The sequence below is a fragment of the Bradyrhizobium sp. IC4060 genome (genome assembly GCF_020193715.1).
GTDB lineage: Bacteria > Pseudomonadota > Alphaproteobacteria > Rhizobiales > Xanthobacteraceae > Bradyrhizobium > Bradyrhizobium yuanmingense.
Window position 1 is genome coordinate 678,672 of the sequence record NZ_JADYVJ010000001.1, and the last position, 24,813, is coordinate 703,484.

25 protein-coding genes, 1 tRNA gene and 1 pseudogene are annotated in these 24,813 nt (G+C 63.6%); 14 read left to right on the forward strand and 13 right to left on the reverse strand.

Features of this window, described 5'->3' with window-relative positions; all coding sequences use genetic code 11:
- Nucleotides 1-62: 62 nt before the first annotated feature.
- Both I6F16_RS03350 and ugpC read right to left on the reverse strand, forming a co-directional pair.
- A complete protein-coding gene (locus I6F16_RS03350; RefSeq protein WP_225112195.1) occupies nucleotides 63-1,382 on the reverse strand; it encodes an ABC transporter substrate-binding protein in 1,320 nt (439 codons plus the stop codon).
- Nucleotides 1,383-1,434: 52 nt separating this feature from the next.
- Entirely contained in the window at nucleotides 1,435-2,502 is a 1,068-nt protein-coding gene (gene ugpC / locus I6F16_RS03355; RefSeq protein ID WP_036001178.1) for a sn-glycerol-3-phosphate ABC transporter ATP-binding protein UgpC, read from the reverse strand.
- Between the two features lie 201 nt (nucleotides 2,503-2,703).
- Here ugpC and I6F16_RS03360 point away from each other — a divergent pair, with 201 nt between their 5' ends.
- The 7 genes from I6F16_RS03360 to I6F16_RS03390 all read left to right on the forward strand — a co-directional run bounded on the left by I6F16_RS03360 (nucleotide 2,704) and on the right by I6F16_RS03390 (nucleotide 9,104).
- Nucleotides 2,704-3,804 carry a LacI family DNA-binding transcriptional regulator gene (locus I6F16_RS03360; protein WP_036001181.1) on the forward strand — a complete coding sequence of 367 codons (1,101 nt, stop codon included), beginning with the start codon at nucleotides 2,704-2,706 and terminating at the stop codon, nucleotides 3,802-3,804.
- Between the two features lie 123 nt (nucleotides 3,805-3,927).
- Entirely contained in the window at nucleotides 3,928-5,757 is a 1,830-nt protein-coding gene (locus I6F16_RS03365; protein ID WP_036001184.1) for an IlvD/Edd family dehydratase, read from the forward strand.
- A gap of 136 nt (nucleotides 5,758-5,893) precedes the next feature.
- Nucleotides 5,894-6,625, forward strand: a complete 732-nt coding sequence (locus I6F16_RS03370; RefSeq protein WP_036001186.1) for an SDR family oxidoreductase — start codon at nucleotides 5,894-5,896, stop codon at nucleotides 6,623-6,625.
- An 18-nt stretch (nucleotides 6,626-6,643) separates the two neighbouring features.
- Nucleotides 6,644-7,390 (forward strand): SDR family NAD(P)-dependent oxidoreductase, encoded by a 747-nt coding sequence (locus I6F16_RS03375; protein ID WP_057028884.1) that lies wholly within the window; start codon nucleotides 6,644-6,646, stop codon nucleotides 7,388-7,390.
- A 7-nt stretch (nucleotides 7,391-7,397) separates the two neighbouring features.
- On the forward strand, nucleotides 7,398-7,790 hold the full coding sequence (locus tag I6F16_RS03380; protein ID WP_225173444.1) for a GFA family protein: 393 nt from the start codon (nucleotides 7,398-7,400) through the stop codon (nucleotides 7,788-7,790).
- A gap of 147 nt (nucleotides 7,791-7,937) precedes the next feature.
- Nucleotides 7,938-8,618: a site-2 protease family protein gene (locus I6F16_RS03385; RefSeq protein ID WP_036022448.1), complete on the forward strand. Its 681-nt coding sequence runs from the start codon at nucleotides 7,938-7,940 to the stop codon at nucleotides 8,616-8,618.
- A gap of 63 nt (nucleotides 8,619-8,681) precedes the next feature.
- On the forward strand, nucleotides 8,682-9,104 hold the full coding sequence (locus tag I6F16_RS03390; RefSeq protein ID WP_036001196.1) for a hypothetical protein: 423 nt from the start codon (nucleotides 8,682-8,684) through the stop codon (nucleotides 9,102-9,104).
- On the opposite strand, the gene I6F16_RS03395 is transcribed toward I6F16_RS03390, so the two are convergent.
- The 5 genes and pseudogenes from I6F16_RS03395 to I6F16_RS03415 all read right to left on the reverse strand — a co-directional run bounded on the left by I6F16_RS03395 (nucleotide 9,092) and on the right by I6F16_RS03415 (nucleotide 11,967).
- Nucleotides 9,092-9,916, reverse strand: coding sequence for a TonB family protein (locus I6F16_RS03395; RefSeq protein WP_036001198.1), 825 nt, complete (start codon nucleotides 9,914-9,916; stop codon nucleotides 9,092-9,094). The genes I6F16_RS03390 and I6F16_RS03395 overlap by 13 nt on opposite strands.
- Before the next feature lie 12 nt (nucleotides 9,917-9,928).
- A complete protein-coding gene (gene exbD / locus I6F16_RS03400; RefSeq protein WP_225112194.1) occupies nucleotides 9,929-10,384 on the reverse strand; it encodes a TonB system transport protein ExbD in 456 nt (151 codons plus the stop codon).
- A gap of 3 nt (nucleotides 10,385-10,387) precedes the next feature.
- On the reverse strand, nucleotides 10,388-11,320 hold the full coding sequence (gene exbB, locus I6F16_RS03405) for a tonB-system energizer ExbB (protein WP_225112193.1): 933 nt from the start codon (nucleotides 11,318-11,320) through the stop codon (nucleotides 10,388-10,390).
- Nucleotides 11,317-11,544, reverse strand: a pseudogene (locus I6F16_RS03410) (PKHD-type hydroxylase); the annotation flags it as partial. The pseudogene I6F16_RS03410 and the gene exbB, both read right to left, overlap by 4 nt.
- Before the next feature lie 126 nt (nucleotides 11,545-11,670).
- Nucleotides 11,671-11,967 carry a hypothetical protein gene (locus tag I6F16_RS03415; protein WP_225112277.1) on the reverse strand — a complete coding sequence of 99 codons (297 nt, stop codon included), beginning with the start codon at nucleotides 11,965-11,967 and terminating at the stop codon, nucleotides 11,671-11,673.
- 374 nt (nucleotides 11,968-12,341) lie between these two features.
- On the opposite strand from I6F16_RS03415, the gene I6F16_RS03420 reads away from it, so the two are divergent.
- The 3 genes from I6F16_RS03420 to I6F16_RS03430 are packed head-to-tail and all read left to right on the forward strand — an operon-like array spanning nucleotide 12,342 to nucleotide 17,269.
- Nucleotides 12,342-13,514 carry an efflux RND transporter periplasmic adaptor subunit gene (locus tag I6F16_RS03420; RefSeq protein WP_225112192.1) on the forward strand — a complete coding sequence of 391 codons (1,173 nt, stop codon included), beginning with the start codon at nucleotides 12,342-12,344 and terminating at the stop codon, nucleotides 13,512-13,514.
- Nucleotides 13,511-16,654: a multidrug efflux RND transporter permease subunit gene (locus I6F16_RS03425; RefSeq protein ID WP_225112191.1), complete on the forward strand. Its 3,144-nt coding sequence runs from the start codon at nucleotides 13,511-13,513 to the stop codon at nucleotides 16,652-16,654. Before I6F16_RS03420 ends, I6F16_RS03425 begins: the two co-directional genes overlap by 4 nt.
- Before the next feature lie 54 nt (nucleotides 16,655-16,708).
- A complete protein-coding gene (locus tag I6F16_RS03430) occupies nucleotides 16,709-17,269 on the forward strand; it encodes an invasion associated locus B family protein (RefSeq protein WP_192893240.1) in 561 nt (186 codons plus the stop codon).
- Nucleotides 17,270-17,278: 9 nt separating this feature from the next.
- Here the strand turns inward: I6F16_RS03430 and I6F16_RS03435 are convergent, their stop codons facing one another.
- Together I6F16_RS03435 and I6F16_RS03440 are read right to left on the reverse strand one after the other, a co-directional pair.
- Nucleotides 17,279-17,641 (reverse strand): DUF1428 family protein, encoded by a 363-nt coding sequence (locus tag I6F16_RS03435; RefSeq protein WP_036001227.1) that lies wholly within the window; start codon nucleotides 17,639-17,641, stop codon nucleotides 17,279-17,281.
- 195 nt (nucleotides 17,642-17,836) lie between these two features.
- A complete protein-coding gene (locus I6F16_RS03440) occupies nucleotides 17,837-18,778 on the reverse strand; it encodes a LysR substrate-binding domain-containing protein (protein WP_225112276.1) in 942 nt (313 codons plus the stop codon).
- Between the two features lie 111 nt (nucleotides 18,779-18,889).
- On the opposite strand from I6F16_RS03440, the gene I6F16_RS03445 reads away from it, so the two are divergent.
- The 4 genes from I6F16_RS03445 (at nucleotide 18,890) to I6F16_RS03460 (ending at nucleotide 22,015) form a co-directional block, all read left to right on the forward strand.
- A complete protein-coding gene (locus I6F16_RS03445) occupies nucleotides 18,890-19,759 on the forward strand; it encodes a pirin family protein (RefSeq protein WP_225112190.1) in 870 nt (289 codons plus the stop codon).
- A gap of 131 nt (nucleotides 19,760-19,890) precedes the next feature.
- Entirely contained in the window at nucleotides 19,891-20,529 is a 639-nt protein-coding gene (locus I6F16_RS03450) for a hydrolase (protein WP_225112189.1), read from the forward strand.
- A 165-nt stretch (nucleotides 20,530-20,694) separates the two neighbouring features.
- Nucleotides 20,695-21,435, forward strand: a complete 741-nt coding sequence (locus tag I6F16_RS03455; RefSeq protein WP_225112188.1) for an SDR family oxidoreductase — start codon at nucleotides 20,695-20,697, stop codon at nucleotides 21,433-21,435.
- 64 nt (nucleotides 21,436-21,499) lie between these two features.
- Entirely contained in the window at nucleotides 21,500-22,015 is a 516-nt protein-coding gene (locus tag I6F16_RS03460; RefSeq protein WP_225112187.1) for a nuclear transport factor 2 family protein, read from the forward strand.
- Nucleotides 22,016-22,183: 168 nt separating this feature from the next.
- Here the strand turns inward: I6F16_RS03460 and I6F16_RS03465 are convergent, their stop codons facing one another.
- The 4 genes from I6F16_RS03465 to I6F16_RS03480 all read right to left on the reverse strand — a co-directional run bounded on the left by I6F16_RS03465 (nucleotide 22,184) and on the right by I6F16_RS03480 (nucleotide 24,805).
- Entirely contained in the window at nucleotides 22,184-22,423 is a 240-nt protein-coding gene (locus I6F16_RS03465) for a hypothetical protein (RefSeq protein WP_225112186.1), read from the reverse strand.
- Nucleotides 22,424-22,635: 212 nt separating this feature from the next.
- A tRNA-Gln gene (locus I6F16_RS03470) sits at nucleotides 22,636-22,709 on the reverse strand.
- A 160-nt stretch (nucleotides 22,710-22,869) separates the two neighbouring features.
- Nucleotides 22,870-23,772 carry a ribonuclease Z gene (rnz, locus tag I6F16_RS03475; protein WP_225112185.1) on the reverse strand — a complete coding sequence of 301 codons (903 nt, stop codon included), beginning with the start codon at nucleotides 23,770-23,772 and terminating at the stop codon, nucleotides 22,870-22,872.
- A gap of 49 nt (nucleotides 23,773-23,821) precedes the next feature.
- Nucleotides 23,822-24,805: an antibiotic biosynthesis monooxygenase gene (locus tag I6F16_RS03480; RefSeq protein ID WP_225112184.1), complete on the reverse strand. Its 984-nt coding sequence runs from the start codon at nucleotides 24,803-24,805 to the stop codon at nucleotides 23,822-23,824.
- Nucleotides 24,806-24,813: the final 8 nt, after the last annotated feature.

The window sequence follows — 24,813 nt, forward strand, 5'->3', positions numbered from 1 at the left end:
CGATATCCCTGATCGAAATGTTGACGAGCGGGCGACCCAAGAGGCGCCCGCCCCGTGACTGTTCAGCGATAGATGCGCTTCAGCTGGCGCTCGGCTTCCGCCATCGCGCCCTTCGCATCCTTGGCGCCGGTGCAGTAATTGGCGAACATGTCGACGACGATGAAGTCGGCGATCGCGGTTGCCGCCTTCTCGCCGACGGTGCCGATGCCCGACGCCGGCAGCGTGCGCTTGGAGGCCTGCGAGAACACGGCGTTCTTGGGATCGGCCGTCCAGATCGGCGCCGATTCATAGGCGTTCAGGGTCTGCGTCAGATAGCCCTGCGCGCCGGCCAGCCACTTCTCGTAGTTCTCCTTCTCCAGCATGAAGGCGACGAAGGCCTTTGCCGCATTCGGATATTTGGTGAAGTTGAAGGCGAGGATCGGCAGCGCCAGCTGCAGCTCGGTCGGCTTGCCGACAGGACCGACCGGCCAGAGCGCGTGATAGGTGTCCTCGGTGAGCTCCTTCTTGCTGGGATCGGTCTTGGCGGCGACGTAGATCGAGATGCCGTTCGCTGTGCAATAGAGCTCGCCGGCGAGGTACGCCTTGTTGTTGGAGGAATCGTTCCAGGACGCCGTGCCCGGAATGAAGCTGTCGTACAGCGCCTTGCAATATTCCAGCGCCTTCGCCGTCTCCGGCGAATTGATGACGATCTTGTCGTTCTGGTCGACCGTGTAGGCACCGTGGCCCCACAGCACCCAGTGCAGCCAGGAATTGCCGTCGCCCGAGGCGTGACCGAGCGCAAAGCCGGCCGGCGTGTTGTTGGCCTTGAGCGCCTTGCACATCTCGAGGAAGCCGGGAAAGTCCTTCGGGAATTCCTTGAAGCCAGCCTTGTCGAGCGCCGACTTGCGGTAGGTCATGTAACCGCCGTTGGTGGCGACGGGAATGCCGAGCCAGTCGTTGCCCAGCTTGCAGGTCTTGGCAGCCGCATCGGTCCAGCCGCCGTACTTGTTGCCGAGATAATCGGCGACATCGTTCATCTTCAGCACTTTGGTCGGGAACAGCTGCGGCAGGGTGTGCAGACCCCAGGCGAGATCGAGGCCGGAGCCGGTGTTGGCCGCAACCGAGGCCTTCGGCTGCACGTCCTCGAAGGACTCGCTGAAGGTGTTCATCTCGGTGCCGGTCGCGGCCTTGAACGCCGCCACCATCGCGTTGAACGCATCGTCCTCCGCCGGCACGAAGCGCTTCCAGCGCATCACCGTCAGCTTGGCGCCGGGCTCGGCCTTCCAGGGCGCGCTCTGCGCCCAGGCCTTGGCGAAGTCGAACAGTGCCGGCCCCGTCAGCATGCCGGTCGCAGCCAAAGCGGTGCCGCCTTGAAGCAGAGACCGGCGGGTAAAGTCTTGCATGTTGTCCTCCCTGTGATGCTTTTTGTCGTCTTATGCCTTGTCGTCTGATGCGTTAGGCGTTCATGCGTTTGCCCGTCGCATCGTCGAACAGATGGACCAGCGATGGCTCGGGCTTCAGCCGCACCTTGTCGCCCGGATTGAACTGGTGACGCTCGCGGAAGACCGCGACGACCTGCTCGCCGCCGAGCTTGGCAAACACCTGCGTCTCCGAGCCGGTCGGCTCGACGACGATGATCTCGGCCTCGGCGCCGTCATCGGCGATGGTGAAGTGCTCCGGCCGCACGCCATAGACCGCAGGACGGCCGTCGGAATTGGCGGGCGCGGTCTTGAGCGGGAGCTTGACGCCATTCGGTCCTTCGAAGCTCGCAACGCCGTTGACGCGCACATGGCCTTTGAGGAAGTTCATGGCAGGCGAGCCGATGAAGCCGGCGACGAACTGGTTGTCGGGCTTGTCGTAGAGCTCGAGCGGGGTGCCCATCTGCTCGACGATGCCGTCATGCATGACAACGATCTTGTCGGCCATGGTCATGGCCTCGATCTGGTCGTGGGTGACGTAGACGGTCGTCGTCTTCAGCCGCTGGTGCAGCTCCTTGATCTCGGTGCGCATGGCCACGCGCAGCTTGGCGTCCAGGTTCGACAACGGCTCGTCGAACAGGAACACCTGCGGATCGCGCACGATGGCGCGGCCCATGGCGACGCGCTGGCGCTGACCGCCGGAGAGCTGTCGCGGATAGCGGTCGAGCAGCGGCGACAGCGCGAGGATCTCGGCGGCGCGCTTGACGCGCTTGTTGATCTCGTCCGAGCTGGCATTCCGCAGCTTGAGCGAGAAGCCCATGTTGTCGGCGACCGTCATGTGCGGATAGAGCGCGTAGTTCTGGAAGACCATCGCAATGTCCCGCTCCTTGGGCTGGACATTGTTGACGACGCGGTCGCCGATCGAGATCGTCCCGGAAGTGATGTTCTCGAGGCCGGCGAGCATGCGCAGAAGCGTCGACTTGCCGCAGCCGGAGGGGCCGACCAGGACGACGAACTGGCCGTCCTCGATCGGAATCGTCACGCCGTGCAGGACTTCAAAATTGCCGAACGATTTCCGCACGTCGCGGATTTGCACAGACGACATCTAGCTCCCTCCTCGAAAGTCCACGGCGCCTCTCGCGCCGCGACCGTCTTGTTTTTCGGACTTTACCGAACCAGGCCCGATATTAGCGGGCAACATTGTCGGTAGTTTGTGCGGTTTTGGCAATTTGTCTTTGGTTAGTCGTTGCTGGTAGCGCTGTCAACGTTCCTTTGTTTGCGGGACTGACTGTGTTAAGAGCAGCAAATGGGTCGAAAACGCACTAAGTCAGGCAAAATCCGGCTGGCCGAAGTGGCCGAGCTCGCCGGCGTCAGCCCGATTACCGCGTCGCGCTTTTTCCGCAATCCGGAGGCCCTGTCGGTCGCCAAGCGGACGCGGGTCGAGAGCGCCGCCAAGGAGCTCGGCTATGTGCCCAACCTTGCCGCGCGCGCCCTCGCCTCGCAACGCACCGAGGTCATCGGTGTCCTGATCCCATCGCTCACCAACAACGTGTTCTCGGACGTGCTGCGCGGCATCTATGACGCCTCAGAAGGCAGCCGCTACTCGATCCAGTTGTCCAACACGCGCTACAGCATTCTCCAGGAAGAGAAGTTGCTGCGTCTGTTTCTGGCACAGAAGCCGGCCGGGCTGATCGTCACCGGCATCGACCAGACCGCGGAGTCCCGCGCGATGCTTCAGGCCGCGGACTGTCCGATCGTGCAGATCATGGAGATAGGCCCGGACCCGGTCGACATGATGATCGGCTTTTCGCACTATGATGCGGCCCGCGCGGCGATCGCGCATCTGTTCGAGCAAGGTCACCGCAAGGTCGGCTTCGTCGGCGCGAGGATGGATCCCAGGGTGCAGCGGCGGCTGGACGGATATGTCTCGGCCATGAAGGACGCCGGATCGTTCGACCAGCGCCTGGTGGTCACGACGGCGACGCCGACCTCGGTGACGCTCGGCGGCGCCCTGTTCACCGATCTGCTGGCGCGCGAGCCGGACATCGATGCGGTGTTTTGCGCCAACGACGACCTCGCGCTCGGCGTGCTGTTCGAATGCCGGCGCCGGGAGATCGCAGTCCCCGGGCAGATCGCGATCGTCGGCTTCAACGATCTCGAATTCATGGCCGCCGCCGTCCCCACCCTCACCAGCGTCCGCACCAACCGCTATGAGATGGGCAAGACGGCCGCCGCCATGCTGATCGACGCGATCGAGGGCCGCCGCCCGGAGCAGCCGGTGCTCGATCTCGGCTTCAAGGTGATCGAGCGGCAAAGCTCGTCGGCGCGACGTTCGGACAGCAGGCCAGCCGTATCAGGCGCGGGCGCGGCGAACAAAATGATAGCGTTACCAAGCAGCCACGACTAGTATCGGAATCGTGAGGAAACGACCCGCCAGCGGGAAGGCAGATCATCGCGCGCGCCGTTGGGCACCGCACATGCCGACACCATGAGACGGACGGTAGTCGCGTTTGCATTGCAGGAGAAACCAATGACAAAGAAACCAACCAACGGGCATGCCGCCGGCAGCAACGGTACCCGCCGCCATCTTCGCTCGCAGGAATGGTTCAACAACCCGCACAATCCGGGCATGACCGCGCTCTACATGGAGCGTTACCTGAATTACGGCCTCACCCGCGCCGAGCTGCAATCCGGCAAGCCGATCATCGGCATCGCGCAGACCGGCAACGATCTGTCCCCCTGCAACCGCCATCATCTCGAGCTCGCGCACCGCGTCCGCGAAGGCATCCGCGAGGCCGGCGGCATCGCGATGGAATTCCCGACCCATCCCATTCAGGAGACCGGCAAGCGACCGACCGCGGCGCTCGACCGTAACCTCGCTTATCTCGGCCTCGTCGAAATTCTCTACGGCTATCCGCTCGACGGCGTGGTGCTGACCACCGGCTGCGACAAGACCACGCCGGCCTGCATGATGGCGGCGGCGACGGTGAACCTGCCTGCGATCGTGCTGTCGGGCGGCCCGATGCTGAACGGCTGGCACAATGGCGAGCGCACCGGCTCCGGCACCATCGTCTGGAAATCGCGCGAGCGGCTCGCGGCCGGCGAGATCGACTATGAAGAGTTCATGGAGATCGTGGCCTCCTCGGCGCCCTCGGTCGGCCATTGCAACACCATGGGGACGGCCTCGACCATGAACGGGCTTGCCGAAGCGCTCGGCTTCTCGCTGCCGGGCTGCGCGGCGATCCCGGCGCCCTATCGCGAGCGCGGCCAGATCGCTTACGAGACCGGAAAACGCATCGTCGAGATGGTCTGGGAGGATTTGAAGCCTTCCGACATCCTGACCCGCAAGGCGTTCGAGAACTGCATCGTGATCAATTCGGCGATCGGCGGCTCGACCAACGCGCCGATCCACATCAACGCCCTCGCCCGCCATATCGGCGTCGAGCTGTCGATCGAGGACTGGCAGAAGTTCGGCCACGACGTGCCGCTCCTGGTCAACATGCAGCCGGCCGGCTTCTATCTCGGCGAGGAATTTCACCGCGCCGGCGGCGTGCCCGCCGTGGTGCGCGAATTGATGAAGCACAAGCGCATCCATGAGGACGCGGTCACGGTCAACGGCCGCGGCATCGGCGAGAACTGCAAGAACGCGCCCGCTCCCGACAACGACGTGATCTGGGCTTACGACAAGCCGCTGGTGAAGGACGCCGGCTTCCTGGTGCTGAAGGGCAATCTGTTCGATTCCGCGATCATGAAGACAAGCGTGATCTCCAAGGAATTCCGCGACCGCTACCTCAGCAACCCGAAGGACCTCAATGCCTTCGAGGGCCGCGCCATCGTGTTCGAGGGGCCGGAGGATTATCACGAGCGGATCGACGATCCCTCGCTCGACATCGACGAGCGCTGCGTGCTGTTCATCCGCGGCACCGGCCCGATCGGCTACCCCGGTGGCGCCGAGGTTGTGAACATGCAGCCGCCGGCGGCGCTGATCAAACGCGGCATCCTGTCCCTGCCCTGCATCGGCGACGGTCGCCAGTCCGGCACTTCTGGCTCGCCCTCGATCCTCAACGCCTCGCCTGAAGCGGCCGCCAATGGCGGGCTTGCCGTCCTCAAGACCGGCGACAAGGTCCGCATCGACCTCAACAAGGGCAGCGCCAACATCCTGATCTCGGACGAGGAGCTGAAGAAGCGCCATGCCGAGCTCAAGGCCAGCGGCGGCTTCAAGCATCCGCCGAACCAGACGCCGTGGCAGGAGATCTATCGCAACACCGTCGGCCAGCAATCGACCGGCGCCTGCATGGAGCTCGCCACGCGCTACCAGAACGTCGCCGGTACGTTCGGTGTGGCGCGGGACAATCACTGACACGGTCATTCCGGGGCGCGACGCAGTCGCGAGCCCGGAATCCATTCATCCACCGACGCTGTGGCGCGATGGATTCCGGGTTCGCGCCAAGAGGCGCGCCCCGGAATGACGAAGGAAAATTCGCAGGAGAAACAACATGGCAGACCGCCTAAAGGGAAAGCGCGCCGTCGTCACGGCTGCCGCGGCAGGCATTGGGCGCGCTTGCGCCATCGCGTTCGCGCGTGAAGGCGCAACCGTCATCGCCACCGACATCAACGAAGCCGGCATCGCGAGCCTGACGAAGGAAGGCATCGCCGAGGTCGCAAAGCTCGACGTCCGCAACACCGCCGACGTCAACGCCTTCGCCAAGCGCGTCGGCAAGATCGACATCCTGCTCAACGCCGCCGGCTTCGTGCACCACGGCACCATCCTGGAGTGCTCGGAAGAGGATTTCGATTTCTCGTTCGACCTGAACGTCAAGTCGATGCACCGGACCATCAAGGCCTTCCTGCCCGACATGATCGCCGGCGGCGGCGGCAGCATCGTCAACATCTCGTCCTGCGCGGCCTTGCGGCCGCCGGCGAACCGCTACGTCTACAGCTCGTCGAAGGCGGCGGTGTCGCTGCTGTCGCGCGCGGTCGCGCTCGACTTCATCACCAAGGGCATCCGCTGCAACTCGATCTGTCCCGGCACCGTCGAGACGCCTTCGATGCTCGACCGCGCGGCAGCCCAGGGCCCGCAGGGCAAGGAGATGTTCATCTCGCGCCAGAAGATGGGCCGGCTCGGCACCGCCGAGGAGATCGCCGCGATGGCGGTCTATCTCGGCAGCGACGAGAGCGCCTTCACCACCGGCGTCGATCTCGTCGTCGACGGCGGCTACATGCTCTGACGCAGGAAGGCCTCCGGCATGAATAAGATCGATCTCAACGGCCGCATCGCTATCGTCACTGGCGGCGCGCAGGGCTTTGGCCGCGCCATCACCGAGCGCTTCGTCGCCTCCGGCGCCAAGGTCGCGATCTGGGACTTTGACGCCGCGCTGGCCGAGAAGACGGCAAAGGAGATCGGCGGCGAAACGAATGTCTTCAAGGTCGACGTCACCGACACGGCGGCCGTCGAGCAGGCACGCGATGCGACGCTCAAGGCCTTCGGCAAGATCGACATTCTCGTCAACAACGCCGGCATCGCCGGGGTCAACAAGCCGGTGTGGGAGACGGACCTGGAGGAATGGCGGAAGGTGCTGCGCATCAACCTCGACGGCCCCTTCATCGTCTCCAAGGCGATCGTGCCCGAAATGCTCAAGCAGAAATACGGGCGGATCGTGAACATCGCCTCGATCGCAGGCAAGGAAGGCAACCCGAACGCCGCGCATTATTCGGCGTCCAAGGCCGGCCTGATCGCGCTGACGAAGTCGCTCGGCAAGGAGCTCGCCGCCCATGACATCCTCGTCAACGCGGTGACACCGGCGGCGGCGAAGACCGCGATCTTCGACCAGATGACGCAGCAGCATATCGACTTCATGTTGTCGAAGATCCCGAAGGGGCGCTTCGTGCTGGTGGAAGAGCTCGCCGCGATGGTGAGCTGGCTCGCGTCGGAGGACTGCGCGTTCTCGACCGGCGCGGTGTTTGATATTTCCGGTGGGCGGGCGACCTATTGAGGACATCATGATCCGGAAAGGCGGCTGCCTGTGCGGCGCGGTACGGTTCAAGGCGGAGGGCGAGCCGCTCAACGTCCGCATCTGCCATTGCCGCATCTGCCAAAAGGCGATGGGTTCGCCCTATTTCGCCCGCGCGCAGTTCGACCAGCGTGCGCTGAGCGTCGACGGCGAGACTGCACGCTACGCCTCCTCGGAGAATATCGATCGCGTGTTCTGCAAGCGCTGCGGCACGCGGCTTTTCGCCTGGCGCCGCAACGGCACGCTAGCGGGCGTTGCGCTCGCCACCTTCGATGATCGTAACGCCTTTGCGCCGACCGAGCACATCTGGGTGTCGGAAAAGCTCGCCTGGGTGAAGCTCGACGACGGCTTGGTGCAATATCCCGGGACGATCCCGGCGTGACTTTGCGCGACTGCACGGCGGCCGGCCGAAGCATCCATCTGCAGCGTGGCAATTCGGAACCGGCCGCCCTATGTTGAGCCGAAGCGTTGCTGCGCCGGTTTGGTCAGGACGGTTGCAAGGCCGCTAGCTAACCGAAATGGATGAGCTGTGAACATTTCCTTGTACGACCTGTCGGTGTGGGTGCTTCCCCTCGTGCTCGCCATCACCTTCCATGAGGCCGCGCATGCCTTCGTCGCGGACCGGCTCGGGGACAATACGGCCGCGCAGCTCGGCCGCGTCAGCTTCAATCCTATCAGGCATATCGACCCGTTCGGCACCGTCATCCTGCCGGCGATGCTGCTGTTCGCGCATTCGCCGTTCCTGTTCGGCTACGCCAAGCCGGTGCCGGTAAACTTCCGCAAGCTGAACAATCCCAGGCTCGACATGGTCTGGGTAGCGCTGGCCGGACCCGCCACCAACATCCTGCTGGCGCTCGCCACCGCCCTCGCCTTCCATGCCCTGCCGCTGGTGCCCGCGAGCGCGGCGAAATGGGTTGCCGACAACCTCAAGAATGCCCTCATCATCAACGCCATCCTGGCCGTCTTCAACATGATGCCGATCCCGCCGCTGGACGGCGGCCGCGTCGCGGTCGGGCTGCTGCCGCGCCCCCTGGCCTTGCCGCTCGCCCGGCTCGAGCCGTTCGGTATGTTGATCCTGATCGGGCTCTTGATCCTGCTGCCGCTGGCGGGCTCGCAGTTAGGTCTAAATCTTGATGTTATTTCAGCAATACTGCGGACGTTGACCGGTTATGTGATTCAGGCTGTTCTCTTCCTGACCGGCAATGCGTAGTTGAACCGGAACACCCGAACACGAGCCGAAAGGCCAGAGGCCGACTTGGTCAAAGCTGCCGATATGCTGATCGCGCGACGCGCCGACACCCGTGCCCGCGCCGATTTTGCCACCTGGAAGATGATGGCTAAGCTCAATGGGGCGTCCGCGCTGCCTCCGGAGGCCCAGGAGTTCCTGAGCAGCTACAGGAACCTGCTGGCGCAGATGAGCGAAGGCGAAGCCACCGAGGCCACCATCGGTGCGATCTACAAGGCCTATTACGTCGAGATGGGTGGCGCTGGAAAGCCGCCCGACGTCCGTCCGCGCGAGGCCGAGCCGGCAGCGGATAATGTTACCGCTTTCCGGCGCCCGGCGCCGAAGCCGAAAAGCGCAGGTTTCTTCGGGACAGGCGCGGCCAGCGGAGCCCAGAAACGGCCCCTGCCCGTGGCGCTGATCTTCGCCTGCCTGGTGGTGGTCTATGTCGGGATCCGGCTCTACTGGCGTTGAGCCGACTTCTTGTTGGCGGTCTTCTTCGATTTCTCAGGGGCGAAGCTGATCTCGAGGGTGCGCTCGAAACGCTCCTCGGTCAGTTGAACCGGAGGCGGCTCGAAAGGATCCGCCTTGCGAACCATCGAGATCGCAGCTGCATCGTAGGCGGCGTCGCCGGACGACGCGATCACGTCGACCGAGACCACATTTCCCTTTCGGTTGAGCGCGAAACTCACCGTGACCTTCTGATTGGCGTTCTCTCTGCCTTCCGGATTGATCTGGTGCTGCTTGATACGCGCACTGATTTTCTTGTTCCAGTCCACCGTGATCTTCAGGATGTCCTTGCCGAGCCCAACCACCGGCGCCAGGGCCTTTTCGGCCTCGCGCGTTGCGTCCTCGAACGTTTGCCGGGCCATATCAACCTGCTTTGGGGCAGCCTCCATGGCGGGCGTTTCAACGGCAGCCGCCTTCGGATCGTCGTCCTGCTCCTTCTTCGCAACCTTTTCGCTGACAATGCGATCGGGATCCTCGGCCTCTTGCGGTCGATCTTGAGGAAGTTCCGTCTCCTTCAGTTCGGCCTTCTGCTCCGGAAGCTCCGGGCGCTCCTCTTGTGCCGCGGAGTCGTTTGGTCCGGTCGGCAAATCGGATTCCTGAGCCTCCGGCGAAGCCATCTCGACGGCGAACTCGGCTCCGGCCGCGCCGAGACCATCGCCGTCGTCGTCGCCGTGCAAATGCGCCAGCGCGAGCGCAGCACCGCCGAGATGCAGGGCGAGCGCGGCCGCCGCCGCCAGGATCCAGAGCTTCCGGGATGGTCTCGGTTCGTCCGCCATCGTTCCGTCTTCTTAAGGCTGGGCGGCGCCTGCCACAGGCGCCCCCGGTGCGCCTTCCAGCGCGACCAGCTTCACCCGCGTATAGCCGCCCGAGCGCAAGAGCTCCATCACGCCCATCAACTCGCCATAGGGCACCGAGCGATCAGCGCGCAGGAAAACGTACTTGTCCTTGCTCATCTCGGAAAGGCCGTCGAGGGTTCCGATCAACTCGGCCCGGTGAACGGCGTTCTCCCCGATCGCGAGCGTCAGATCGGGCTTGATGCTGAGATAGGTCGGCTTGTCCGGCTTCTTCTGCGGCGTCGCACTCGACGACGGCAGATCGATCGGCAGGTCGACCGTGGACAGCGGCGCGGCGACCATGAAGATGATCAGCAGCACCAGGATGACGTCGATGAACGGCGTGACGTTGATGTCATGCGTTTCCGAGAAATCGTCGTCGTCATCATTGTCAGCGAGCGAAACGGCCATGGTCTACTCCGCCGCGCGCGAATGCACGCTGCCGTGGCTGCGGTCGAGATCACGCGACAGCAGTCGCCCCGCCGCGCCCGAGGCGCGGCTGACGAGCTCGAGATAGCCTTTCGTCACGCGCGAGAAGTGGTTGTAGATGATGACGGCGGGAATGGCGGCGACGAGGCCGATCGCGGTGGCGAGCAGCGCCTCGGCGATGCCGGGCGCGACCACGGCGAGGTTCGTGGTCTGCGACTTCGAGATGCCGATGAAGCTGTTCATGATGCCCCAGACCGTGCCGAACAGGCCGACGAAGGGCGAGGTCGAGCCGATGGTCGCGAGCACGCCCATGCCGATCCGGATGCGCCGTTGCTCCGCGCGCACGATCTCGGAAAAGCTCGAGGCGGCGCGTTCCTTGATGCCGGCATCGCTGGACAGGCCAGCCGACATCCGCGCTTCGCGCAACGCCGCCGCAAGGAACGACGGCAGGATGCCCTCCTTGGTGCCGAGCGCCATCTGCGCTTCGGCAAGCGAGCGCGCCTCCGCAATCTTCTTCAACGCCGCACGCAGCTTGCCGGAGGCGACCGACAGCTCGATCGACTTGGCGATGAAGACGGTCCAGGTCATCAGCGAAGCGAAGGCGAGCCCGATCATCACCGCCTTCACGATGACGTCCGCCGACATGAACATCACCCAGGGCGACAATTCCTTCATGGCCGCAGCCTCGGGCTTCGCACCCGCGGGATTGGCGGCCACCGGGGCGGCGCCCACGACGGCGGGAGCCGTCGAGGCCGCAGGCGCAGCTGCCGGGGGGACGGTCCCGGCAGCGGACGGCTGAGCCGTCGATGGGGCCGGTGCCGGCGGGCTCTGCGTCTGGGCGGAAACGGGGGATGCGAGCCAGGCAGACGCCAGCATCAAGGCTGCGGCAAGGCTTGCTTGAAAGGAGATGGTCTTCATACTTCGGCCCAGTAGCGAATGAGACTGTGATAGATACCCGTCAATTTGACCGTTTCGGGATCGTCACGCCCGAGCCGTTCCACCAGCGCCTGTATCGCGGTGTCGAGGCCATAGATCATGCTCCGGGCTTGATCGTCCCGTATCATGCTCTGAAGCCAGAAGAAAGACGCAACCCGCGTCCCCCTGGTCACGGGGGCGACGAGAGGTGCTGGAGGATAGAGCACAAGGCCCTCCAATTCCTGTCGTTCACACGCGTCGAACGAATGTCGCCTGTTGGTATCGGCCACACAATTGCGGGTCAATGCGTGCCGTTCGCGAGAACCCTTGAATAGATCAAGATCAAAACGATTCTAAACTGCCCCGCTCTCTGAGCGAAGGATGCGTCCTAAACGCAAATCGATTGCTGGGCACTCGATCGCCGCTCTGGGTTTCATCAGCCACAGCAACTCGTCGACGGTCTTCGCAACGGCGCGCACGCGATCGGTGCTGTCCATGCCGGCGATGTTGGCGCCGTTGACAACGGCTTTGATCTCGTCGCGAAAGTCGGTGAGGAAGCACAAGGGATCGCGCTGCTCGTTGGCGACACGCGCGATCAACCCCTTGATCAGAATCTGGCACGCGATCAGCTTGCCGTTCAGCTCGTCCATGCTTTGCTCCGTCGCTGCGGCGCCGAAATGGACGATGCCGAAATCCATGGTAACCGAAACGGCTACGAGGCGACTTAGAACCGTTCTTGCGGCAGATCCGAAAGGTAGCGCGGCGCGGGGCCGATCGGTCCCGAGCACACTGCTCCGCGTGCTGCGCAAGACTTGCACGCCGGCCGATCGCGGCGGGAAAACGCGGCATTGCACGTCGCCGCGCCAACGAGCTGCCTACACGGTGCAAAGCTTTCCAATTGTTTAGGATTCTCACCCGATAGTGCTGTTTACTCTGGAAGTTGGCGTGTATTATACATCATGCTGGAACCGTACGATTGCCCCGATATTCATAGCCGAGGGCATACGAGCCGACACGAGACGACATGAACAAGTCCCGGCCGATCCTTTGGCTTCTGATCATCGCGGCCGTGGCTTCTGCGGGCTATTATGGTTGGCAGAAATTCGGCACGTCCGAGGCGGGAAAAACCCAGACCGCACAAAAAGGCCTGCCTCGCCCCTCCGCCGTCCCGGTCAGCGTTGCGCCGGTTCAGAAGACCGACTTTCCGGTCTATCTCACTGGTCTCGGCACGGTTCAGGGCTTTAACACGGTCCAGGTCCGAAGCCGTGTGGATGGCCAGATCGACAAGCTCGAATTTAGGGAAGGCCAGATCGTCAAGCAGGGCGATCTCCTGGTTTCGATCGATCCCCGCCCCTATCAGGCCACGCTCGACCAAGCCAAGGCCAAGAAGGCGCAGGACGAGGCCAGTCTCGCCAACGCCAATCTCGAGCTCCAGCGCGCCACGAAGCTCGGCGAATTCGCCACCGCCCAGCGCGTCGACACACAGCGCTCCACCGTCGCTCAGCTCACCGCCCAGATCGCCGCCGACGATGCCGCGATCTCCAACGCCCAGACCCAGCTCGATTACACCCAGATCAAGGCGCCGATCACCGGCGTGGCAGGCCTGCGTCAGGTCGACGTCGGCAACATCGTCAACGCTTCGTCGCAGACCGCCATCGTCACGATCTCGCAGGTCGAGCCGATCGCCGTGATCTTCACCGCGCCGGAAGACCAGCTCCCCTATATCAGCGAGGGCCAGAAGGCCGGCGCGCTCAAGGTGATCGCCTTCACCACCGACGGCAAGAGGACGCTGGCCGAGGGCAAGCTCGCGGTGATCAACAACCAGGTCGACGCGACCAGCGGCACGATCCGGCTCAAGGCGGTGTTCGACAACAAGGAAAGAACGCTGTGGCCGGGGCAATCGGTCTCGACGCGGCTCCTGGTGCGAACGCTGAAGGATGCGACCGTCGTTCCGGATGACGCGGTCCAGCGCTCCACCAACGGACTCTATGCCTATACGGTCAACCAGGACAACAAGGCCGAACTGCACAAGATCAAGGTCAGCTATGGCATCGACGGTCATTCGGTCATCGAGGAAGGATTGAGCCCCGGTCAGCAGGTGATCGTCGGCGGACAGTTCAAGGTGCAGCCCGGAAGCCTGGTGTCGACGGCGGTAGCAAGCTCGGATCCGACCCAGAACAAGGTTCGACAGCAATGATCGGCGGCGGGATTTCGGCGCCTTTCATCCGATATCCCATCGGCACCTCGCTGCTGATGGCCGGCATTCTCTTCGTCGGCCTGGTCGCCTATCCCCTGCTCCCGGTCGCGCCCCTGCCGCAGGTGGACTTTCCGACCATTCAGGTCACCGCCAATTTGCCCGGCGGCAGCCCCGAGACCATGGCTTCGTCGGTGGCGCAGCCGCTCGAGCGGCAATTCGCCCAGATTCCTGGCATCGCGCAGATGACCTCGACGAGCTATCTGGGCACGGCGTCGATCACCATCCAATTCGACCTCAACCGCAACATCGACGGCGCCGCCAACGACGTACAGGGTGCCATCAACGCGGCCAGCGGCCAGTTGCCGAGGAACCTGCCGTCGCCCCCGACCTACCGCAAGGTCAACCCCGCCGATGCGCCGATCCTGCTACTGTCGGCGACGTCGGAGACGCTGCCGCTGACCAGCGTCAGCGATGCCGTCGACACCCAGCTCGCCCAGCAGATCAGCCAGCTCTCGGGCGTCGCCCAGGTCTTCATCGGCGGCCAGCAGAAACCCTCGATCCGCATTCAGGTCGATCCCGCAAAGCTGGTCGCCAAGGGCTTGTCGATGGAGGATATCCGCAGCCAGATCGCGATCACCACGGTCGACAGCCCCAAGGGCAATATCGACGGCGAGAGGCGGGCCTATACGATCTACGCCAACGACCAGCTCACTCACGCGAAGGACTGGAACGACGTCATCATCGCCTATCGCAACGGCGCTCCGTTGCGAATCCGCGATATCGGCCAAGCGGTCACCGCTGCCGAAGACGCCAAGCAGGCGGCGTGGGCCAACGGCAAGCGCGGCGTGTTCCTGGTGATCTTCAAGCAGCCCGGCGCCAACGTCATCGAAACCGTCGACAGGATCAAGGCGACCCTCCCTCGTCTCGTGGCGGCGATCCCGCCCGCGATCAAGATCGAGCTCATCAGCGACCGCACCGCGACCATCCGTGCCGCGGTCGAGGACGTCCAGTTCACGCTGCTCTTGACCATTGTGCTCGTGGTCATGGTCATCTTCATCTTCCTGCGCAGCTTCTGGGCGACGGTCATTCCTACCGTCACGGTCCCGCTGGCGCTGCTGGGCGCGTGCGCCCTGATGTGGCCGGTCGGCTATTCGCTCGACAATCTGTCGCTGATGGCGCTCACCATCGCGGTCGGTTTCGTGGTCGACGACGCCATCGTAATGCTCGAGAACATCACGCGCTACATCGAGGAAGGCGACTCGCCGATGGAGGCCGCCTTCAAGGGCTCCAAGGAAATCGGCTTCACGATCGTCTCCATCAGCATCTCGCTGGTCGCGGTGCTGATCCCGCTGCTCCTGATGGGCGGCATTATCGGGCGCCTGTTCCGCGAATTCGCCGTGGTGCTGGCGATGACGATCTTCGTTTCGATGTTCGTATCGCTGACGCTGACGCCGATGATGGCCTCACGCTTCCTGCGCGCCCATGGTGAGGTGCAGCACGGCCGCTTCTATCAATGGAGCGAGCGCGCCTTCGACGCGATGCTGCGCGGCTACGAATATGTGCTCGATCACGCCCTCGCCTGGCGGCGCACCACGCTCGCGATCTTCTTCGTCACGCTCGGCCTGTCGATCTACCTGTTCGTGCTGATCCCCAAGGGCTTCTTCCCGCAGCAGGACGTCGGCCTGATCACGGCCACGTCCGAAGCCTCGCAGGACATCTCGTTCAAGGAGATGGTGAGACGCCAGGAGCAACTCGGGAAGATCATCCTGGCCGATCCCGACGTTGCCAGCGTTGCCATGTCGATCGGCGGCAGCGGCCGTGCCGGCAACAACGGCAACCTGTTCATCACGCTGAAGCCGCGCAATGAGCGTGACGCTTCGGCCCAGCAGATTATCGCGCGTCTGCGTCCGCAGTTCGACAAGGTCCAGGGCGCCCGCCTCTACATGCAGGCGGCCCAGGACGTGCGGCTCGGCGGTCGACCCACGCGCACTCAGTTCGAATTCACGCTGCAAGACGCCAATCTGGACGAGCTGAACGAATGGGCGCCGAAGATCCTTGGCAAGATGCAGACATTGCCAGAGCTGCGCGACGTCGCGACCGACCAGCAGACGCAGGGCACAACGGTCCAGCTCAAGATCAACCGCGACACCGCCGCCCGCTACGGCATCCAGCCCCAGCTGATCGACGATACGCTGTATGATTCCTTCGGACAGCGGCAGGTCACGCAATATTTCACGCAGCTCAACACCTACAAGGTGATCCTGGAAGTGCTGCCCGAGATGCAAGGCGATCTCGAGACGCTGAACAAGCTCTACGTGAAATCGCCGTTGACCGGCGACCAGGTGCCGCTGTCGACCTTCGCGAGCTGGACCACCGATCCGGTCCGCCCGCTCTCGATCAGCCATCAAGGCCAGTTCCCGTCGATCACGATCAGCTTCAATCTCGCGCAAGGCGTCGCGCTCGGCCAGGCCACCGAGGCCGTGCAGAAGGCGATGGCGGAGCTCGGTACGCCGCCCACGCTGAATTCGAGCTTCCAGGGCACCGCACAGGCGTTCCAGCAGTCGCTCGGCACCGTGCCGCTCTTGATCCTCGCCGCGCTGGTCGTGGTCTATCTGATCCTCGGCATTCTCTACGAGAGCTACATCCATCCGATCACGATTCTGTCGACGCTGCCCTCGGCCGGCGTCGGCGCGCTCGCGATCCTGATGGCGGCCGGATTCGACTTCAGCCTGATCGCGCTGATCGGCATCATCCTCCTGATCGGCATCGTGAAGAAGAACGGCATCATGATGGTGGACTTCGCGATTGCCGCCGAGCGCGACGAGCACAAGACACCGGAGGAATCGATCCGTCAGGCCGCGCTGCTGCGCTTCCGTCCGATCATGATGACGACGATGGCGGCCCTGCTCGGCGGCGTGCCCCTCATGCTCGGCCACGGCACCGGCGCCGAAATCCGCCAGCCGCTCGGCTACGCCATGGTCGGCGGCCTGATCGTCAGCCAGGCGCTGACGCTGTTCACCACGCCGGTCGTCTATCTCTATCTCGACAAGCTCAACAACTGGTTCTCGACCTGGGGCCGTTCGGACGACGAAGGCGAGGAGACGCCCGAGCAGGGCAGCGTCAAGGAAGCCGCCGAGTAAGGTTGCGCCGCGCCTGCCGCGCAGCGAGACCCCGGTTCGCAAATGCGGTTTCCCATGCCCATGCAATCCAGACTTGCCGCCCTTGCCGCTGCCGTCCTGTTGTCAGCAGGCGCAGCGCACGCCCAGCAGGGCGCCAAGAAGAACGCCGCGCCCGCGCCGGCCGCGCAGCCCGCGCCCGCCCCGACGCAGGCTGACGGGGCTTCCGGAGAGCCCGGCTGGATCGTCCGCTGCACCAGCGCAAGCCGCGACGCGCCGCTCGAATGCGCGATGGAGCAGAACGCGGTGCTGACCAAGACGGGCCAGACCGTCGTCCTGATCAACATCCGCATCGCGCCCGACACCCGCACGCCGATCGCGCTTCTGCAATTGCCGCTCGGCCTCAACCTTCCCGTCGGGGCCAAGCTCCAGGTCGACGAAGGCAAGACGTTCGATCTCCAGATCCAGACCTGCGAGAATCGCGGCTGCTACGCCTCGACCCCGGTTGCGCCGGACCTGCTCGCCGCCTTGCGATCGGGCAAGCAGCTGAAGGTCTCGTTTCAGAACATGGCCAAGGAGACGATCGCGATTCCGATGCCGCTCGGCGATTTCGCGGCGGCCTACGACAAAATCAAGTAGCGGGCTTCCTCACGTCACGATGTCGCTCGCCCGAAGCAGCGTCGTGAAGCCGCCATAGATCATGCGCTTGCCATCGAACGGCATGCCCTCGAACTTGATGCGCGGGTCCGCCATCACCTTCTTGTTGATGGCATCGCGGCTCTCGCGGTCCCGATAGACGATCCAGGCGAACACCACGACCTCGTCCTCCTTCGCGATCACAGCGCGCGGAAACGAGGTGAGCTCGCCATAGGGAACGTCGTCGCCGATGCATTCGACGTAGTCGAGCGCGCCGTGCTCCATCCAGATGGCGCACGCTTGCGTCGCCAGCGCCTTGTAGGCCTCGATATTGTCCTTCGGCACGGCGAGAACGAAACCATCGACATAGGGCATTTGCGGATCTCCTTGGGTTGTCCAGCCCAAGGACGATACAGCGCGCGGCGATCCGACTTGGAAATGCAAATGTCAGGTGAGGCAAACCGCCGCGTGTGGTGAGATGGCGATGCATGCCCCGAACGCCTTGCAATCAACCCTGGGAACACGCCCGGAACTGGCTGCCCTTCGTGGATGACTGCCGGCGCCCGGCGCTCAATCCAGCCTGTCGCTGACGATTGGCGGGACGATCTTGTCGGCCTGGGCGCGTTGGATCGCGCATTCGCGGACGAAAAAGTCGATCAGCGCGCGAACCGAGGGGAGAAGTCCCCGGCGCGACGGGAATACGGCGTGCACGATGCCCGAACGGGGCCTCCAGTCAGGAAGGACGTGGACGAGGCGTCCCGCCTTGATGTCGTCGGCGACAAAGATGGTCGGGAGTTGGACAGCCCCTGCGCCGGCAATCGCCGCATCGCGGAGGACTGACATGTCGTCGGTGATCAGGCGCGGTGTATGCGGCACCAAGGTCGCTAGGCCATCTGCATGGTGCAGGTCCCAGGCATGGACCCGATCCGGTCGCTCCTGGTCGAGGCTGGGAAGGCCGTGGAGATCCGCCGGCGATTTTATTGTGCCGTGGATGAGTGAGGATGCAGCCACGAGACACTGGCTGCTTTCATCGAGCCAGCGCATCACGAGATCGCTGGTCTCAAGCGGCGGAAATCGCACACGGATCGAGAGGTCGAATCCTTCGGCGATCACATCGACGCGGCGGTTCGTGCTCTCCAGCCGCACCTGCACGCCGCGCTGCTGCATCATGAAGCGCGCGATCAGTTCGCCGAACTGGAAGGAGAGCAGGCCGCTCGGGCAACTCATGCGCACCACGCCGCGCGGCTCCGCCTGCACCGCGGCGACAATCTGCTCGGCCGCCTCGGCTTCGACGATCATCGCGACGCAGCGCTCATAAAAGTCCTGCCCGATGTCGGTCACCGAGAAGCGACGCGACGAGCGATTGAGGAGGCGAACGCCAAGGCGCTCCTCAAGCAGAAGGATACGGCGGCTCAGTTTCGATTTCTGAATCCCGAGGGCACGGCCCGCCGGCGCGAAGCCCCCATGCTCGACGACGGAGGCGAAATAGTAGAGGTCATTGAAGTCCTGCATCGTCCTAAGCATAGGACGCTGCGTCCCGTATGGCAATCTTTGAGCTTCATCGTCGCGCTTTTAGTCTTTTGTTGGTGAAGCGACGCAGCTCGACCGCGTCAGGAGGGCAACATGGCCAAGACGGTACTCGGCCGGTACGGCAATGACCGGCAGCATTGGGTGGGCGACGGTTTTCCAGTGCGCTCGCTCTTTTCGTACAACACACTGGGCGCGCATATTAGCCCGTTCCTCCTGCTCGACTATGCGGGACCGTATACCTTCGCGCCGACCATGCATCGGCGAGGCGTGAGCGAGCATCCCCATCGCGGCTTCGAAACCGTCACCATCGTTTACGAAGGCGAGGTCGAGCACCGTGATTCCGCCGGCAATGGCGGGGTGATCGGGCCCGGCGATGTGCAATGGATGACGGCCGCCGGCGGCATTCTCCATGAGGAATATCACTCGGCGGGCTTTGCCAAGGCGGGTGGACCGCTCCGCATGGTGCAGCTCTGGGTCAACCTGCCGGCCAAGGACAAGATGGCACCGGGCGGGTATCAGGGCATCGCGAAGGCGGACATTCCCAACGTCTCGCTCCCGCATGGTGCGGGGAAGGCGCGGGTCATCGCCGGCGCGTATCGCGGCATCAAAGGACCGGCCCGCACGTTCACGCCGATCAATGTGTGGGACCTGAGCCTTAAGGCCGATGCGGACCTCACGCTCGACCTGCCCGAGGGGCATACCGCGATGATCGTGGTGTTGACCGGGCATGTCACGGTCGGCCGCAGTCTGGACGCGGGTGCGGCGGAAATGCTGCTGCTCGACCGCAAGGGCAGCGATGTCGCCATTCACGCGAACGGAGTGGCGAAGCTGCTGGTCCTCACCGGCGATCCGATCGACGAGCCGATCGTGGGCTACGGGCCATTCGTCATGAACAGCGAGGCGGAAATCCGCCAAGCCATCGACGACCTCAACAGCGGGCGCTTCGTCACCGCCGCGGCGTGACTGTGGGGCCGGACTCACGTGTGGGTCCGGCCCCTTTTCCTTGCGGAAGGGTGTGCGCTCACTCGTCCGCGCGATCCCGGGCTCCGGCCCATTCCCAGCGCAGAACCCCGACCGATAAGAGAGGCCCAGCAATGGCCAGTGAACCGATCCGCAATCCGCAGACCGACCATCTTCTGACGCCGCAGAACGCGGCATTCATCATCATCGACTATCAGCCGATTCAGGTGTCCTCGATCCGCTCGATTCCGCGCGACGAGCTGGTGTTCAACATCGTGAGCACCGCCAAGGCGGCCGTGCATTACAAGCTTCCGATCGTCCATTCGACGGTCAATGTTGCAACCGGCCGCAACAAGCCACCCATTCAGGAACTGCAGGCCGTCCTCGGGCACCTGCCGACATACGACCGGACCTCGATCAACAGCTGGGAGGACACAGCGTTCAAGCAGGCGGTGAAGGCGATCGGCCGCCACAAGCTGATCATGACCGCGCTCTGGACCGAAGCCTGCCTGACGTTCCCGGCGCTGGACGCGATCCAGGAGGGCTATGAGGTCTATGTGCCGGTCGACGCGGTCGGCGGGACGTCGCTGGCCGCGCATGAGGCGGCGCTGCGCCGCATCGAGCAGGCCGGTGCCAAGCTGATCAGCCGGGTGCAGATGTATTGCGAGCTCCAGCGCGACTGGGCGCGCGAAGCGACCGTCCCGGGATTCATGGGCGTCTTCGAAAGCTTCGACGGGTTCAACCCCGAGAAAGCTGCGGGAGCAGTTCGATAGCAGGCTACGACCAAGGGGCTTCGCCCTCAAGGGCCCGTGTCGCAGAGAGACACGGGCCGCGCCTGGACGGGACCAGATGAGCCGCCCTGCCCATACAAGGCGGAGCATATCGGGCGCCTGATATGAGGCCGTGCTCAAATTCGAAGATGAAAGAAAAGGACAACGATGATCCATCTGGACGGGAAGCGTGCGTTGGTGACTGGCGGGGCGCGGGGCATCGGAGCCGCAATTACCTTGGCGCTGGCTGAGAACGGCGCGCACGTGGCGTTCACCTTTCAGCGTTCGGTCGAACAAGCCAACGCGGTGGTCAAGTCCGTGGAGGCGACAGGACGGCGCTCGGTCGCAATCCAGGCCGACAGCGCGGACCCGGGCGCCATCGTACGCTCCGTGCAAGAAGCCGTCTCGGGGCTCGGCGGACTCGACATCCTCGTCAACAATGCGGCGATCGGTCAGTACGGACTGATCGCTGATCTTGACGTGGCCAAATACCAAACTCTGATGGACGTCAACGTGCGAGCGCCAGTTCTGTTTGCCAAGGCTGTCATTCCCCATCTTTCCGCAGGAGGTCGCATCATCTCGATCGGATCGGATCTCGGCGAGCGCGTCCCGTTTCCCGGAGTGACCGCCTATGCGATGTCCAAGGCTGCCTTGATCTCCTTTACGCGCGGCTTGTCGCGTGAACTTGGCCCTAGGGGCATCACCGTGAATCTTGTCCAACCCGGGTCGGTAGACACGGATGCCAATCCGGCGGACGGGCCGACTTCCGCTGTCCAGAAGAGTCTTACATCGCTGGGGCGATTCGCTGAGCCGCGCGAAATCGCGAATGCTGTGGTCTTTCTGGCCAGCCCTTCGGCAAGCGTGATCACTGGCGCCACCCTGACCGTTGATGCAGGCGCAATCGCGTAAGGGAGGTCAATTGAAGCAACACTGACGCCTCGATTCCTAGAATTTCCTAAAGGAGGAACCCACCATGTCCACTCGTGCGCCCGCTCTTGCCCAGAGGTCGTCTACAGCCGAACCCGCCTCGACGGCATCGCCTTTGGCGGTACTGCGGTCGATTTTGTCGAATCCGACCGATCTGGATTTCGTCAAACAATTTACGACTGATGACTTCATCTATGTATCGCTCAACTATGAACACGCGGAACTGAAGCAGATCATGCCTTGGGCCGGAACAAACAAAGGCACCGAGGGACTGGTTCAGACCTTTATCGACGTCAGTCGTTATTGGACGATAGACGACTTCCAAATTCAGGACAGCTTTGAAAATAAGAACGGCGCCGCGATCTTTGGCTCCTTTACTTACACGTCAAACATTCTGGGTAAAACAGTGACATCACCCTTCGCGGTTCTGGCGCGCGGCGAGAACGGCAAGCTGTCCTACGTGCAGTTTATGGAAGATACCTTTGCAACAGTTCGCAGTTTCAGAGAAAGCGGCGAGTATCTCATCAAAGCAAGTCCAGACGGATCGGAAGCCCTCGTCTGACAGCTTATAGCTGCCTACGCGAAGCGATCATCGCGATCCCGTTCAGCTGGCGCGCCAAGCTCGGCCAGGGCGCGGCGCTCGACCTCAGCCCGCGATGAGCCGGCCGGAACCGTTGGTGGCCGAGGATCTCGATGCCGTCCCTAGCCGCGCGCCGGTGGGCAAGACTCGCTATAGGATCGACGGCGGATACGCCTGCGTTTCTTGCTGCGAATGTTTGATCTTTCCGACGAGGGCTATCGCGACGGCGCGCATAACTGGGGTGTCTATCAGGCGGCGGGCGCCCCGGCGTCGATCGAGCGATTCTTCCCGCCGAGCTAGGCCGAGCATGTGAGGCAGCACGAGCGGGCGACGAAGCACGATCATGATGTTCACGCCCGGACGCACCGATTTCGCGGTCAACTCCTCCATCGCGCAGATGTCTAGTCCGGTTTGGCAAAGCTGCCATTCGTGCGTAGAGCGAACCTCTCCGCGAGGGCTCGGATTGGCTTACGCTTGGCTCTTGGCTGTCCCCCATCCGGAGCCCGGCTACGTCGGACAGATCGCTGAGGTCATCTCAAAGTGAGCAGAATCGACCGGGTGCGGGGAGTAGTAGATCGTAGATGAGCGTACGTGGGAGTGCGTGGCTGGGGAACCTGGATTCGAACCAAGACAAACAGAGTCAGAGTCTGTTGTGCTACCGTTACACCATTCCCCAACGGAATAGTCGAACAAATTCAAAGACATAACTGATTTGTTCGACTGTGGCCGGAAAGCGCATCGCGCCAATCGCGGCTCAGGCGTGGCAGCCTTCTACCCGCTCGCATCTGGGCTGGCAAGCGCTGCGGTGGATGGATCGGGGGTCAGAGCAGGTTTGATCAGACGACGATGTGGTCGAAGTCTGCGGCGATCCGGGTGTTCGGGAAGATTTTTGCCGCCTCGGCGAGAATCTCCGCGTCCTCGTAGCGCCCTGACATATGCGTCAGCACAAGCTGTCCGACCTTGTTCGTGGCCGCAAAAGAGGCCGCTTCTGCCGCAGTGAGATGGCCGTAATTCCGCGCGGTCGGCGCGTCGCGATCGAGGAACGTGGCCTCGATCACCAGCATGTCGGCGCCGGCCACGTATCGCGACAGCCCATCGGTGGTCTCGGTGTCGCCGATCACGACGAGCTTGCTGCCGCCGCTCGGAGGACCCAGGACGTCTTCCGGATCGATGCTTCGGTTTGCAACCACGATCGGTCGGCCGGCGGCCAACTCGCCGCGCAACGGACCATCGGGGACACCGAGCGCGATGAGGCGATCAGGCCGCAGATGACGGCGCGCGGGGCTTTGGAAGATGAAGCCGAAGCTGTCGGTGTCGCGGTGGCGGACCGGAAAACAGTCAACGGCGAATTCACCGGTATCGATAGCTCGTCCCTCGGTCAGCGCTTCGAACTGGACGGCGATCGGCGCCCTGCCCGCGCCCCACAGGCCGGCGAGCATGCGGGTGACGAGGTCGAGCGTGCCCGCGCCGCCGTGAACGGTCATCGTCTCGGACGTCTGCCGCAAGCCGAGCGTCGAAAACAGTCCGGGGATGCCGAGCACGTGGTCGAGATGGGCGTGGGTGAGCAGGATGCGGTCGAGCCGCCGGAAGCCGGCGCCGCTGCGCAGCAGCTGGCGCTGCGTGCCCTCGCCGCAATCGACCAGGACGCGCTTGCCTGCGGCTTCCACAAGGAGTGCCGGATGGTTGCGCTCCGCCGAGGGAACGCTCGCTGATGTCCCGAGAAACGTCAGGGCGAACATGGTCGATGTCCAGCGACCGTCCTTCTCCGCGTCGATACGGTTGACGGTCTCACCGTCCCCAATGCCACGCGAGCAGCAGCGCGTACAGGGCCATCGACGCGGCATAGAGCACGGCAAGCAGCACGTAGCCGGCGATCTGGCGACCGAGCGTCGCCTTCGGCGTCACCCACCAGTCGAGCGCCTTGAAGGCGGCGGGCACCAGCCACCAGCCGAGCAGCTGCGTGCTGACGAGATTGCCGATGAACAGCGACAGCCAGACCGGCACGCCGTTTCTGTCGATCAGGGGCGCGCTGATGAAAGTACCCCAGAGGTAGACCACGGGATAAAGCACCAGGAGAACGATCAGGTTGCTCTTCCAGATGAAACCGGGCCCTTGCTCGGGAGCCTGCGTCTTGCCGGCCGGGAACCAGAAATTGAAGGCGTAGCTCGCCCGCCTCACGTGCATTCCGGCATTGAAGCGCGCGCCCTCCTTCAGCAGCGTCTGCCGCAAGGGCGAGTCGAGCCACGCATTGAGGTTGGTATCAGAATCGAACGACAGGATGATGATCCATTCGTCGTGCAGGCCCGGAATCGGCCGCTCGATCTTATGGCGCAGAAATCCCTTGAACTCGGCCTCCGCCGCCTGGATGCGCTGCTGCCATTTCAGGAACGCGTCCTCGAGCCCATCAGGGACTTTGAATGAGATGACCGCCGAGACCGCGCTGTCGCGCGGGACGCCGGTGTCAGGCAGGATATGGACGTCCTCCGAACCGACGAAGAAGCGCTGCACCTCCGCGATCATCTTCGCCCGCACCTCGCTCTGCAGCCAGGCACGTGCCGCAGCGGGGCTCGCGAAACGCAGGATCGTCACCCAGTCCACATGCGCCGGCGGTTGCGGCGGCACCACTTCAAGGCTGAGGAAGCCTGGCCAGGCCTTGAGCACCTCGCCGACCTCACCGTTCCACCGGGCGAACGCAGCAAAGCCGTCGTCGGCGATGCGGCGCTGAATGACGAGAGCGACCGGCTGGCCGGTTGTTTCAGGAGATGCGCTCATTGGCAGCG